This is a genomic window from Roseateles oligotrophus (assembly GCF_025717515.1).
Classification (GTDB): domain Bacteria; phylum Pseudomonadota; class Gammaproteobacteria; order Burkholderiales; family Burkholderiaceae_C; genus Paucibacter_A; species Paucibacter_A oligotrophus.
Genome location: NZ_JAJIRN010000001.1, coordinates 384,747 through 398,726 on the forward strand (window position 1 = coordinate 384,747; position 13,980 = coordinate 398,726).

Sequence of the window (13,980 nt, forward strand, 5' to 3'; positions counted from 1 at the left end):
TGCCCTGCCTTTTAAACTCAAGGAGATAAGAAATGGATGCTTACAAAACCCATGGTGCCTTCAGTTGGTCGGAGCTGATGACGGCCGAGCCGGCCAAGGCGGCGGAGTTCTATGGCTCGCTGTTCGGTTGGGTGGTCGAGAAAATTGAAGTGCCGACCGGCCCCTACCATGTGATCAAGGTCGATGGCACGCCGATGGCCGGCATGATGGCCTACCCCGACCCCAGCGTGAAGATGCCGCCGTACTGGAGTTGCTATGTCACCGTCAACAATGTCGACGAGACGGTCGCCAAGTGTTGCGAACTCGGCGGCGCCGTGCTGATGCCGGCCATGGATGTGCCGACGGTGGGCCGCATGGCCTGCATCCGCGACCCGCAAGGCGCGGCCATCAACATCATTGCTTACGCGCCAAAAACCTGAATCTTTCCTGGGCACGGATAATCCGCGCCTCGTGAAAGAAACTAGCCCCCCCACAAAAGCCGCCGCGCCTGCCTTGCCTTCATCGGCCAAGGCGCCCGCGGCCCGCCGCCCAGGCCCGCCGGCCAATCCGCTGCCGCCCATCACTTTTCCCGAATCGCTGCCGGTGTCGAGCCGGCGCGAGGATATTGCGCAGGCGCTGCAAGAGCATCAGGTCATCATCGTTTGCGGTGAGACCGGTTCCGGCAAGACCACGCAGCTGCCCAAGATCGCGCTGGCTCTGGGGCGGGGCCGTGCCAACACCGGCAAGCTGATCGGCCACACCCAGCCGCGCCGGATTGCCGCCAGCAGCGTGGCCAAGCGCATCGCCGAGGAGCTCAAGACGCCGCTGGGCGAGGTGGTCGGTTTCAAGGTGCGCTTCCAGGACCGGCTGTCGCCGGGCGCCTCGGTCAAGCTGATGACGGACGGCATTTTGCTGGCCGAAACGCAGACCGACCCGCTGCTGCGCGCTTACGACACCTTGATCATCGACGAGGCGCATGAGCGCTCGCTGAACATCGACTTCCTGCTCGGCTACCTGCGCGAGGTGCTGAAAAAACGACCCGATCTGAAGGTGATCGTCACCTCGGCCACGATCGACGCCGACCGCTTCGCCAAGCATTTCGAGTCCGCCAAGGGTCCCGCGCCGGTGTTGACGGTGTCCGGCCGGCTGTTCCCGGTCGAGCAGCGCTACCGTCCGTTTGAGGAGTCACGCGAGTACGACCTCAATAACGCGATCTGCGATGCGGTGGATGAACTCTGGCGCGAGGGTGGCGGCGATGTCTTGATCTTCCTGCCCGGTGAGCGCGAGATCCGCGAGGCGGCCGAGGCGCTGCGCAAACACCATCCGCCCGGTGTCGAGGTCTTGCCACTGTTTGCGCGCTTGTCTCAACAGGAACAAGACAAGGTTTTCGAGCCGCATGGTCAGCGCCGCATCGTCTTGGCGACCAATGTGGCCGAGACCTCGCTGACCGTGCCGGGCATACGTTATGTGATCGACCCCGGTATCGCCCGCGTCAAGCGCTACAGCTACCGCAACAAGGTCGAGCAACTTCAAATCGAGCCGGTCAGCCAGTCCTCGGCCAATCAGCGCGCCGGCCGTTGCGGTCGGGTCGCCAATGGCATTTGCATCCGGCTGTACGACGAGAAAGACTACCTCGCAAGGCCGCGCTTCACCGACCCCGAAATTCTGCGCAGCTCGCTGGCCGGGGTGATTCTGCGCATGAAGACCTTGGGCCTGGGCCAGGTCGATGACTTCCCCTTCATCGAGCCGCCCCCGCGCAAGGCGATCGCCGACGGCTACCAGTTGCTCAACGAGTTAGGTGCGGTTGACGACGCCAATGAGCTGACTCGCATGGGCAAAGAGCTGGGCAAGCTGCCGCTCGACCCGCGCGTCGGCCGGATGATTCTGGAGGCGCGCAGTCGCGAAGCCTTGGCCGAGATTTTGATCATCGCCAGCGCCTTGTCCGGCCAGGATGTGCGCGACCGGCCGATGGAGCAGCAACAAGCGGCGGACGAGCGCCACAAGAAGTTCGATGACGACAAGTCCGAATTTTTGGGCTATCTGAAGCTGTGGAAATGGCTGGAGGAGAGCAAGGGCGGGGCGGGCGAGCACAAGCTCAGCCACCGCCGCTACGAGGCGCTGCTGCGCGAAAACTTCGTCAGCCCGCGCCGTGTGCGTGAGTGGCGCGATGTCTATTCGCAGCTGCACACCGTCGTCGCCGAACATGGTTGGCGCATGAACACCGCGCCGGCCACCTATGAGCAGGTGCATTTGTCGATGCTGGCCGGCTTGCTCGGCAATCTGGGGCTCAAGAGCGACGAGGACGAGTGGTATCTGGGCGCTCGCGGCATCAAGTTCTGGCGCCACCCCGGCGCGCATCTGAGCAAGAAGCCGGGCCGCTGGATCGTCACCGCCGAGTTGGTCGACACCACGCGGCTGTTCGGTCGCGGCATCGCCGCGATCGAGCCGCAATGGTTGCCGGGCATCGCCGGCCACCTGATCAAGACCCAGTTGCTGGAGCCGCATTGGGAGAAGAAGGCGGCCGAGGTGATCGCCTTGGAGCGAGCGACGCTGTACGGCATCGTCATCTACGCCAACCGGCGCGTGAACTTTGGCAATGTGGATGCAGCGGCCGCGCGGGCGATTTTTATTCGCGAGGCCTTGGTCAACGGCGAGTGGGAATCCAGGCTGCCGTTTCTTGCGCACAACAAGCGCCAAATCGCCCAGGTCGAGGAGTTGGAACACAAGTCGCGCCGCCAGGATGTGCTGGTCGACGATGAGCTGATCTACGCCTATTACGACGAGCATTTGCCGGCCGAGGTCTGCTCCGGCGCGACGCTGGAGCGCTGGTATCGCCATGCGTCCAAGGCCGAGCCCAAACTGCTGCAGCTGAGCCGCGACGAGCTGATGAGGCACGAGGCGGCCGGCATCACCAGCAATGCGTTTCCGAAGACGATTCGCATGGGCGGTGTCGATTGCCTGGCGAGTTACTTGCACGAACCCGGTGATGCGCGCGACGGCCTGACGGTCGATGTGCCGATCTATGCCTTGAACCAGGTCAGCGAGGAGCGCTGCGAATGGCTGGTGCCGGGCATGTTGGCGGCCAAGGTCTTGGTTTTGCTGAAGAGCTTGCATCAGCGCCCGCGCTCGCGCTTGGTGCCGCTGCCCGACTTTGTGGCCGAATTCATTGCCGCCAACCCGTTTGGGCAGGGCGCTTTGATCGAGGTCTTGCTGAAGGCCGTCAAGGAGCGCACGCAACTGGCGATCCAGCGCAATGACTTCAAGCTGGAGCAGTTGCAGCCGCATCTGTTCATGAACTTCCGCGTCATCGACGAGCATGGCCGGCAGCTCGGCATCGGCCGCAATCTGGCGGCGCTGAAGGCCGAGTTGGGCGGGCAGGCGCGGTCGGCGTTTCAGGCGCTGGCGGCGCTGCGTTTGCCAGCCTCTGCGCCTGCCGTCGCCGAGCCTGCGCCGGTCAAGGCCGGCGGCATCCGTGCCGAGGTCAAGGTGGCGCCCAAATCGGCACGCGAAGTCAGCAAAACTTACACGGCCTGGACCTTCGGCGAGTTGCCGGAGTTGATGGAGGTGTCACGCGGCGCACAGACGCTGATCGGCTTCCCGGCGCTGCTGGACCGTGGCACGCATGTCGAGATCGAGGTTTTTGACGAGCCCGATGTCGCGGCGGCCCGCCACCGCCTGGGTCTGCGCCGCCTGCTCGCCTTGCAGCTGAAAGAGCCGCTGAAGTTCCTGGAAAAGAACATCCCCGACCTGCAGAAGATGTCGGTGCTGTTCATGAGCTTGGGCACGGCCGAAGAGCTGCGCGATCAGATCATCGGCGTGGCGCTGGACCGGGCCTTTCTGGCCGAGCCGCTGCCGACCGACGAATTCAGTTTCAAGCGGCGCATCGAAGAAGGGCGCTCCCGCTTGAATCTGATCGCGCAGGAAGTAGCACGTCAGGCCGGCGTCGTGCTGCTGGAATATGCCGCTGCCATGCGTAAGTTGAAGGATGCGCGTGCGCCCAAGGAAGCGGCCGAGGACATCACCGCGCAGTTGCAGCGTCTGATGCCCAAGCAGTTTGTCGCCAGCACGCCCTGGGCGCAGTTGCAGCATCTACCGCGTTACCTGAAGGCCATCAGCGGCCGGCTGGAGAAGCTGCGAGCCGACCCGGCCCGCGACGCCAAGCTGCTCAGCGAGCTGCGCCCCTTGGAGCAGCGCTATCTGCGTCGGGTGGTCGAGATGAAGGGCTCGCCCGACCCGCGCATGACCGACTTCCGCTGGCAATTGGAGGAGCTGCGGGTCAGCCTGTTTGCGCAGGAGCTGCGCACGCCGCAGCCGGTCAGCGTCAAGCGCTTGGAAAAGGTTTGGGCGCAAATGGGGCAGTGAGGGCGCATTGATTTGGGAATAGCGATGCGAATGTTGTTCAGCTCGGCCTATCAAGAAGGCCCAGGATTGGGTTAAATAGGGCTTAAGCAGATTCTCTGGCCTAACTCTGGTTTTTTCCCGCCAGCCTTCCCTCGTGCCCGACTCCAAACCCAACTCAGCCAACGCTGCAGCCGCGACGGCCGCAGCGACCAAGCCCGCCGCGCCGATGCGCCGCTTCGGCCGTTTTGAGCTACGCCAGTTGCTCAACAAAAGCACGCGCAGCATGCTTTGGCTGGTTTTTGATGCGAAGCTTGACCAGGAGTTGATGCTGTGCATGCCAAGGGTAGCCCCGAACAGCGCCAGCGCCACCGAGCATTGGATCAAGACCGCCACCGCCGGCGCGCGCGTTGTGCACCCCAATTTGGCCCATGTGGTCGAGGTTGGCCAGGTCGAGAAATGGCCATATATGGCCTATGACCGGGCCTTGGGCGAGACCTTGGATGAGCGTCTGGCGCGCCAGGCCACGCCCCTGCCTCTGGAGGCCGCCGACTGGGTTTGCCAATATCTGGAGGGTTTGGCCTTTGCCCATGAGGCCGGCCATGCGCATCGCGATGTGCAATGTGCGACGCTGATCATCAGCCCCACCAACCAGGTGCGCGTCTTGGGGCTGGAGGCGGCGCAGGAGATATTTCCTGCCAATGCCGATTACAACTCGGTCAGCCGGCGAGCGGTGCGTGAATCGGCCGCCGAAGATATTTTGTGCGTTGGCTTGATGCTGCACCGCGTCTTGAGTGGGCGCCCCGTGTTGGATCAACCCGACTTGCAGGCGGTGGTGCAGTTGATGCAGCCGACCGGCCATGAGTTGGTGCGGATGGGCTGGGAGACGCCGCATCCGATCCCGGAGCCTTTGCGTGCCATTTGCAATCGCGCCACCGACCGCCAAGAGCGCCAGCGCTATCACATCGCCCGCAGCTTCCTGCGCGCCTTGGATGGCTGGCGCACCTCGGCCGGTCATGATGAAGAAGGGCCAATCGCGCTGTTGATCGACAAGCTGCAGCGCATTGGGCACCTTCCAAGCACTTCGTCGGCCTTGCAAAGGGTGGGCCAATCCTCGTCGATGGACAGGCAGCACACCAGTGCGTTGGCCACCTTGGTGATGCAGGACATGGCCTTGGCCTTGGAACTTTTGAGGCGGGTCAATAACGCTTTGAAGCAAAGCGGTGCGGCGGTTGACGGGACGGTCCTGAACATGCAGCGCGCGATCGCGATGCTGGGCCTGGAGGGGGTGAGCCAGGCGGCGCGAGCGCTCAAGCCCTGGCCGGGGCCGCTCAACGAAATGCAAGCGGGGATGCTGCAAAGCTTGATGAAGCGCGTCCACCGGGCCGGGCAGATCGCCCAGGCGCTGCGTCCGGCAGGTTATGACGCCGAGGTGGTTTACCTGATCACCGTGATGCAGAACTTGGGTCGATTGCTCTTGCAGTACCACTTCCCTGATGACGCGCAACAGATTCGGCAATTGATGCAGCCGCCGGAGCCGACCGCCGATCAGCCGCATCCCGCCAGCATGAGTGAGCAAGCGGCCGCCTTTGCCGTCATGGGTTGTGATCTTGATTCTCTTGGTACGGCGGTGGCCAAACATTGGAGCCTGGGCGACGAGTTGCTGCACATGATGCGGCGTCAGTCGCCGACGGCCGCCTTGCGAGCCAGTGGGCACGCCAAGGAAAACGACAACGAAGTGCTGCGCCTGACCTGCAGCCTGGCCAACGAATTGGTCGATGCCCTGATGTTGCCGGAGGCCAAGCGGGCCGCCGGTGTCGAAGTCGCGACCAAGCGCTATGCCCGCACCCTGGGCCTGGGTCTGAAGGATATTCAACAGGCCTTGAACCCGGAGGCTGCTGCGCCTGTCGATCATGGTCGATCCAACTTTATGGCGCTTGATGGGGATGCCCCCAAGCCCTCGAGCCTGCGCGCCCGCTTGGCTGCCAAGTCGGCAAGCGATGGTGGGCACAACGGTGGTTCGCCGCATTGATGCCGAGGTTCGATAGGTCTCCAGCCACTTTCTAAAAGTCAGGATAAAACGTTCTTGTGATGAATCCCGACGACTCGTTGACTTACTCCTCTGCCGCCCCTGGTCTACCGGCTTTGGGGCGTTTCCATTTGCTCAAGAGCCTGGGCGAGGGCGCGCAAGCAACCGTCTGGCTGGCCCATGACCCTAGGCTGGACCGGAATGTTGCGCTCAAGGTCTTGCGGCCCGGCACCGACCCGCTCAGCGTCGATGAGTGGCTGCACGAGGCGCGGGCGGTCAGCCGACTGACGCATCCTAATATCGTGCCGGTGTTTGAGGCCGATAGCCAGGCCGGGCAGTCCTATCTGGTGTTTGAATATGTGCCCGGCGGCACCTTGGCGGATCGCCTGCGCGGGGGGCGTAATGCCCAGTTCGGTGTGCGCGCCGCGGTTGAACTGTTTGTCGGTTTGCTGGATGGCCTGCAAGCCGCCCATGCGGCCGGCGTGGTGCACCGCGACCTGAAGCCCAGCAATATCTTGATCGACGCCAAAGGGCGCGCGCGCGTGATGGACTTTGGCATTGCGGCGCGCTTGTCGGCCGCAGCGCCCGGGGTCGAGTCGGTGCCGCCGCAGCGCGTGGTCGGCACACCCGGCTATATCTCTCCGGAGGCGGCGCGAGGCGAGCCGCCTAGTGCTCAGATGGACGTGTTCGCGGCCGCGGTGATGCTGGGCGAAATGCTCAGTGGCCAGCGCCTCAACTACGACCCCGACCCTTGGGTCTCGGTGCGCCGAGTGATGGAGCAAGACCTGACCCTGCCGTCCGATTTGGGGCTGGATGTCGATGACGCCTTGCGGGCGATCGTGCTGCGCGGGCTGGCGCGCAAGCCCGCCGAGCGCTGGCCAACGGCGCAGGCGATGCACGATGCCCTGACCGAATGGCTGCATCCGGCCCAGGTCGCGGTCCCAGAGGTGGAGGGGGGCGCGGCGCTGGAGTTTTTGCTGCGCCGCATGCGCCACAAGAGTGACTTCCCGGCGATGTCGGACGCGATTGGCCGCATTCAGCGCTTGACCGCATCCGAGAACGGCAGCCTGGCCAGCTTATCGAACGAGATCCTCAAGGATGTGGCGCTGACGCATAAGCTGCTGCGCCTGGTCAATACCGTGCAGTTCAGTCATGCCGGCGGCGGCAGCATCAGCACCGTTTCAAGAGCGGTCGCGCTGGTGGGCTTCTCGGGCATTCGCAATCTGGCCTTGTCGCTGATTTTGCTGGAGCGGATGGAGAACAAGGCGCACGCCCAGCAGTTGCGCGAGGAATTTTTGCGCTCGCTGATGGCTGCCTCCTTGGCGCGTGAGTTGTGTCTGAACCCGCGTGAGGCCGAGGAAGCTTTTTTATGCGCGATGTTGCACAACCTGGGCCGCTCGCTGAGCGAGTTCTATTTCCCCGAAGAAGCGCAGCAAATCCGCCGCATCACGCGAACCGAGCGGGTTAGCCAGGCGACCGGCCATGCTGTCGCGCCGCTCAGCGAGGCGGCCGCGTCGACCGAGGTGCTGGGCATGAGCTACGAGCAACTGGGCCTCGGTGTGGCTCGCCAATGGGGCTTGCCGGAATCCTTGCAGCACAGTATGCGGCGCCCCGACGGCGACCCGCCAACGCGCCGGATCGAACATACGGACGAACGCCAGCGCTGGCTCGCGCATGCGGCCAATGATGTGGCCGATGTGATTTTGCATACCGATCCGGCCGAGGCGCATGCGCGTGTGCATGCGATGGCGCAACGCTACGCGCGCGTGCTTGGCGTTACGGCCGAGACCTTTGATGTGGCCGCCGATCAGGCCCGCCAGCGCCTGGCGCAGGTGGCCGATGCGATGGGCATACAGCTGCCCAAGAACTCCCATGCCCGTCGCTTGCTGGCGCCGCTGACCCCGACCGCCGATGATTCGCTGGCCGCCCATCAGCTGCAGGCTACACAGATTCTGGAGCCTACACAAAGCCTGAGTCAGCAGCAGGTGACCCGTGAGCAGGCGGTCGAAATGATGGCAGCCGGGATTCAAGACATCACCAATGTGATGGTCGAGAATTTCAAGCTCAATGAGGTTCTGAGGATGATTCTGGAGACCATCTTCCGGGCGCTGGGTTTTAGCCGGGTAGTGTTCTGCCTGCGTGATGCCAAGACCGAAACCTTGACCGGCCGCTTCGGCCTTGGCGAGGGGGTCGAGTCCATCGTGCCCGCGTTCAGGGTGCCGCTGCGACTGGCCGACGGCGGCAATGCCGATCTGTTCGCCGCGGTCTGCCACAAGGGTGCCGACACCCTGATTGCCGACGCCACCGTTTCCAAGATTGCCGAGCGCTTGCCGGTCTGGTACCGGGGGGCGGTGCGTGCGCCGAGCTTTTTGTTGCTCCCGATGACGCTGAAGGGCGCGCCATTTGCGCTGATCTATGCCGACAAGGCCAAGGCCGGTGGCATCGACCTGGGTGAAAAAGAGCTGCAATTGCTGCGCACGCTGCGCAATCAAGCGGTGATGGCGTTCAAGCAGGTCAGCTGAACGGCGGCTCCAGCAAGGGCTTTGGGGTCTGGGCTAGACTGCCGGCCGAGCCAGGCCCGGTGGGCCAGCGCCCATTAACCGACCGCCGATATGTCCAAGCCACAAGAATCCACGCTGCTGCAAGCCCTGCAAACCGTTGTCGACCCCAATACCGGCCAAGACTTTGTCAGCGCCAAGCAGCTGAAAAATCTGCGCCTGGACGGCGCCGATGTCTCCTTCGAGGTCGAGCTGGGCTATCCAGGCGCCAGTCAGTTCCCTGAGTTGCGGCGCCAACTGGTGGCGGCTGCCCGTACGGTTGAGGGCGTGGCCAATGTCAGCGTGCAGATCCACAGCAAAATAGCGGCCCACGCGGTGCAGCGCGGCGTGCAATTACTGCCGGGCGTGAAGAACATCATCGCCGTGGCCTCGGGCAAGGGCGGCGTGGGCAAGAGCACCACCGCCGCGAATCTGGCGCTGGCGCTGGCGGCCGAGGGTGCGCGCGTCGGCATCTTGGACGCCGATATTTACGGCCCCAGCCAGCCGACCATGTTGGGTGTTAGCGGCCGGCCCGAGAGCGAAGATGGCAAGCTGATGGAGCCGATGGAGGCCTATGGTCTGCAGATCATGTCGATCGGCTTCCTGGTCGAGGAAGACCAGGCAATGATCTGGCGCGGCCCGATGGCGACGCAAGCGCTGGAGCAATTGCTGCGCCAGACGCGTTGGCAAGAGCTGGACTATCTGATCGTCGACATGCCGCCCGGCACCGGCGATATCCAGCTGACGCTGTCGCAGCGGGTGCCGGTGACCGGTGCGGTGATCGTGACCACACCGCAAGATATCGCGCTGATCGACGCCAAGAAGGGTCTGAAGATGTTCGAAAAGGTCGGCGTGCCGATTCTGGGTTTGGTCGAGAACATGGCCGTTCACATCTGCACCAACTGTGGCCATGCCGAGCACATCTTCGGCGCCGACGGCGGGCAAAAGATGGCACAGCAATATGGCATCGACTATTTGGGCGGATTGCCGCTGGCGATGTCGATCCGCGTGCAGGCCGATGCCGGCCAGCCGACCGTGGTGGCCGACCCTGACGGCGAAATTGCCGGCCTCTACAAGGCCTTGGCGCGCAAGGTGGCGGTCAAGATTAGCGCGCAGTCCAAGGACTATTCGGCCAAGTTCCCGACCATCTCTATCTCCAAGGGAACTTGAGCGGCTGCCGCTGAACGCCGCGCCAGGGAAAACCGTAGCCAAGTCTGCGCCGCCTTGCTCTAGACTGGCGCGCATGAATTTGGTAGATACAAACTCTCTGCTTGATCGACCCAAGGCTCGGCCCTCGGTCCGCGTGGCCGTGGTGATGGAGCGGGAGGCAAACCCGAATCAATGGGAAGCCTGGCGATTTTCGTTGGCCGATGTGGTTGCCGATGAACCGGCATTCGGCGCTCAGCCGCGTGTGCTGCGTGACGACGGTCGGCGGCAGAGCAAGCTATTCCCCGGCTTCGAGCTGGAATTGTTTGCCGATGAGGCCGAGGGTTATCACCTCAATCTGAACTCGGGTGCGCCGGTCTGGTTTGTGGTCTGGCGCAGTGATGATGAAGACCCGTCGCTGGCCTGGGCCGAGCGGGTCAGCTTGAGCTATACCGAGGCCGGGCGCTGGCTGGATGCGCAGGAGCGTGTCGATAACGTGCCGCTGCCGGCCGATCTGGCGGCCTGGTTGCAGGCCTATGTCGATGCGCATTACCGGCCGGAAGTGAAGAAGGAGCGCCGCCGCCCGCAGTCCTTCTTGCCACCCGAGCAGAGGCGCTGATGGCGGCCAAGGACAAGGACGCCTCGGCGGACGAGCCGGCCGGTTTCCTGGCGCGCTGGGGTCGGCGCAAGGCCGAGGCCCGCGCCCAAGCGGCTGTGCCGCCGGTGATTGCGCCGGAACCTCAAGCAACTGCGGTTGTAGAAGTCAGCCCTGAGCCTGTGCCCGGCTATGCCGACGTTGAACTGCTGACGCCGGGCAGCGACTACGCCCGTTTCATGAGTCAGGGTGTCGATGCCGGTGTGCAGCGTGCGGCGATGAAAAAACTATTCTTCTCCGACCCTCACTTCAATTTGATGGATGGGCTGGATACCTATATTGACGATTACAGCCAGGCCGATCCGATACCGCTGAGCATGTTGCGGCAGTTGAACCAGTCCAAGGCCTTGGGCCTGTTTGAACTTGACGACGCCAAAGTCGCGCAAGACCCGACCCCCGCAGCCCTGGCTGTCACCGAAACCCCGAGCCTGACCCATGACGACGACCACGCTGATTTGCGATTGCAACAAGACGATGCCGCTGAACGGCCCGGCACTGAAGGCAGCGCTGGGGCCTGAGGCCGGCGCGGGTCTTGAGACGGTTCATACCTTGTTGTGCCGGCGCGAAGCCGGCTCGTTTCAGCGCGCCGCCAAGTCCGGCGACGATTTGCTGGTCGCCTGCACTCAAGAAAGTCGGCTGTTCTTGCAGCTGAGCGAGCAGACCGAGGGTGCGCTGCCCCTCGGCGAGCGACCGATTCGCTTCGTCAATATTCGCGAGACGGGCGGCTGGTCCAAGGATGGTGACCAAGCCACGCCAAAGATCGCCGCAATGCTGGCGCTGGCGCAGCTGCCCGACGCGGCGCCGGTGCCCACGGTCAGCTACCGCTCCCAGGGCCGCGCGCTCATCATTGGCGATGCTGAGCGCGCAGGCCGCGCCGCCGAGCTGCTGGCCGACAAGCTGGACCTGAGCTTGTTGATACAGCCCGGGCAGGGCGCTTTGCCGCAGACCCGTGCGCTGCCGGTGTATGCCGGCGAAGAGGTTCAGATCAGCGGCTGGCTGGGCGCGTTTGAAGTGAAATGGACGCAAAACAATCCGATTGACCTGGACCTGTGTACCCGCTGCAATGCCTGCGTCGAGGCTTGCCCCGAAGCGGCGATCGATTTCAGCTACCAGATTGACTTGAGCAAATGCAGCAGCCACCGCGAATGCGTCAAGGTTTGCGCGGCCGCCGGGGCGATTGATTTCGATCGTCAGGCGCAAACCCTGCGAGAAACCTTTGACTTGGTGCTGGACCTGAGTACGCAGCCTTTGATCGCCCTGCACCAGCCGCCGCAGGGCTATTTCCATGCGCGGGATGATGCGCAGCTGATGGCCGCCGTCTTGCAACTGCGCGAGGCGGTCGGTGAATTCGAGAAGCCCAAGTTTTTCAATTACAAGCAAAAGCTCTGCGCGCACAGCCGCAATGAACAGATCGGCTGCACGGCCTGCATCGATGTGTGCTCGGCGCAGGCGATCCGCAGCGACGCTTCCAGAAAAGGCAAGGCCGGCGGGGCCAACTTGGCCGGCATCATCGTCGAGCCGCATCTGTGCGTGGGCTGCGGTGCTTGCACCACCGTCTGCCCCAGCGGTGCCTTGAGTTATGCGACGCCCGGCCCTGACGCCCAGGGCCAACGCATACGAAGCTTGCTGAGCACCTATGCCCGCGCCGGTGGCAAGGACGCGGCCTTGTTGATTCACAGCCAGACCGGTGGTGTTCGCTTGATCGGCGAGCTTGGCCGCGCGGCCCGTACGCAGGCGGGTGTGCATGGTGTGCCGGCGCGGGTCTTGCCGCTGGATGCCTGGCATACCGCTTCGATGGGGATGGAACTCTGGCTATCAGCCATCGCGTATGGCGCCTCGCAGGTCTGGGTCTTGATGACGGAGGAAGAAGCGCCCGATTACCGTGCCGCCGTGCGGGCTCAAATGGCTGGGGCGCAGGCAATCCTGAGTGGATTGGGCTTCAAGGGGCAACACCTGACCCTGATTGAGGCGTCGGATGTGGCAGCATTGGATAGGGCGCTGCGAGTGCCGCCGGCCGACTGCGTTCAGCAAGCCGCCGGCTACCATGTGCTGGCGGACAAGCGCGCCACGCTGGAGTTGTGCCTGGAGCATCTGATGGGCCAGGCCCAAGCCGTGCCCGACGAGATTGCCTTGCCGGCGCTGGCCAGCCCCTTCGGGACGTTGCAGGTCGATCCGGATCGCTGCAGCATGTGTTTGAGCTGCGTCAGCGCCTGCCCGGCGGGTGCCCTGGCCGATAACCCGGACAAGCTGCAGCTGCGCTTCATCGAGAAGAACTGCGTGCAATGCGGCCTGTGCGCGAGCACCTGCCCGGAAAGCGCCATCACCCTGCAGCCCCGGCTGCTGCTGGCCGATGGTGGGCGCGTGCGCAAGCAAATGCGGGTCTTGAACGAGGTCGAGCCCTTTTGCTGTGTCCGCTGTGCCAAACCCTTTGCGACGCCGAAGGCGATCGAGCTGATGCTCGCCAAGCTGGGCGCGCACCCGATGTTTCAAGGTGCTGCGCGAGAGCGCCTGCAGATGTGCGGCGACTGCCGCGTCATTGCCATGCACAGCAACCCGAATGAAGTCAGGATTGATCAGATATGAACAGCAGCGCATCCGTCGTATTTCAGAGCCAGGACAGCGGCGAGGAGCTGGCGCGGGCCGAGGTTTACGGCCTGCTGGCCGAACTCTTTTTCGCGCCACCGTCCCAGGGTTTGTTCGAGCAGCTGCGGGTAGCGGTCACCCAGGCGCCGAGGGCCGGCGCGTTTTTGGAGGGCAGTTGGGGCGAATTGGTGGGCGCCTCGAGGCGCCTGGAGCTCCCCGAGATCGAGGCCGAGTATGTGGCCCTGTTTGGCGGCGTCGGCAAGCCGGCGGTTTGCCTGTTTTCTTCTTGGTACTTGGCCGGCGCGCTGAATCAGCAGCCTTTGGTGGAGCTGCGTCAGGCGCTGGAGGCGCTTGGGCTGGAGCGGCCGCCGGGCGTGTTGGAAACCGAGGACCATATCGCCGGCCTCTGCGAAGTGATGCGTTACCTGATCGCAGGCGAGGATCTGGGCGTCAGCAATCTGGCTACGCAGCAGCGCTTTTTCAACACCTATTTGCGCGTTTGGGCCGACGGGCTGTGCGAGGCCATAGGCGCGCAGATGCAGGCGGATTTCTATCGCGCGTTGGCCGACTTTGCACGGGACTTCTTTGCGGTTGAAGCACAGGGCTTTGATCTGGTCGAGACCTGAAAGCCTTGCAGGATCCTGACGGTTAGGAATTTCAGCAATTGATGTGCGCTGCATGGGTGTAGCCCGATGCATCAAGCGCCCAACAAG

Annotated in this window: 9 protein-coding genes; all 9 read left to right on the forward strand. The window is 63.7% G+C overall.

Translation table 11 applies throughout. From position 1 onward, the window contains the following. Positions 1-32 precede the first annotated feature (32 nt). The 9 genes from LNV07_RS01835 (at position 33) to LNV07_RS01875 (ending at position 13,893) form a co-directional block, all read left to right on the forward strand. Positions 33-419 (forward strand): VOC family protein, encoded by a 387-nt coding sequence (locus LNV07_RS01835; protein WP_263569455.1) that lies wholly within the window; start codon positions 33-35, stop codon positions 417-419. Further along, positions 334-4,341, forward strand: a complete 4,008-nt coding sequence (hrpA, locus tag LNV07_RS01840; RefSeq protein ID WP_397545512.1) for an ATP-dependent RNA helicase HrpA — start codon at positions 334-336, stop codon at positions 4,339-4,341. Before LNV07_RS01835 ends, hrpA begins: the two co-directional genes overlap by 86 nt. Positions 4,342-4,474: 133 nt before the next feature. Next, positions 4,475-6,349, forward strand: coding sequence for a serine/threonine protein kinase (locus LNV07_RS01845; RefSeq protein ID WP_263569456.1), 1,875 nt, complete (start codon positions 4,475-4,477; stop codon positions 6,347-6,349). Positions 6,350-6,408: 59 nt separating this feature from the next. Further along, complete coding sequence (locus tag LNV07_RS01850) at positions 6,409-8,868, forward strand: serine/threonine protein kinase (RefSeq protein ID WP_263569457.1); 2,460 nt, start codon at positions 6,409-6,411, stop codon at positions 8,866-8,868. Positions 8,869-8,958: 90 nt separating this feature from the next. Then, the gene (gene apbC, locus LNV07_RS01855; RefSeq protein ID WP_263569458.1) at positions 8,959-10,053 is read left to right on the forward strand and encodes an iron-sulfur cluster carrier protein ApbC; all 1,095 of its coding nucleotides are present in this window, start codon (positions 8,959-8,961) and stop codon (positions 10,051-10,053) included. 73 nt (positions 10,054-10,126) lie between these two features. Beyond that, a complete protein-coding gene (locus LNV07_RS01860; protein WP_263569459.1) occupies positions 10,127-10,648 on the forward strand; it encodes a DUF3305 domain-containing protein in 522 nt (173 codons plus the stop codon). Continuing rightward, the gene (locus tag LNV07_RS01865) at positions 10,648-11,202 is read left to right on the forward strand and encodes a DUF3306 domain-containing protein (protein ID WP_263569460.1); all 555 of its coding nucleotides are present in this window, start codon (positions 10,648-10,650) and stop codon (positions 11,200-11,202) included. The genes LNV07_RS01860 and LNV07_RS01865 overlap by 1 nt, the downstream gene beginning before the upstream one ends. After that, positions 11,159-13,267 carry a 4Fe-4S binding protein gene (locus LNV07_RS01870; RefSeq protein WP_263569748.1) on the forward strand — a complete coding sequence of 703 codons (2,109 nt, stop codon included), beginning with the start codon at positions 11,159-11,161 and terminating at the stop codon, positions 13,265-13,267. Before LNV07_RS01865 ends, LNV07_RS01870 begins: the two co-directional genes overlap by 44 nt. Then, positions 13,264-13,893, forward strand: a complete 630-nt coding sequence (locus tag LNV07_RS01875; protein ID WP_263569461.1) for a TorD/DmsD family molecular chaperone — start codon at positions 13,264-13,266, stop codon at positions 13,891-13,893. The genes LNV07_RS01870 and LNV07_RS01875 overlap by 4 nt, the downstream gene beginning before the upstream one ends. Positions 13,894-13,980 lie beyond the last annotated feature (87 nt).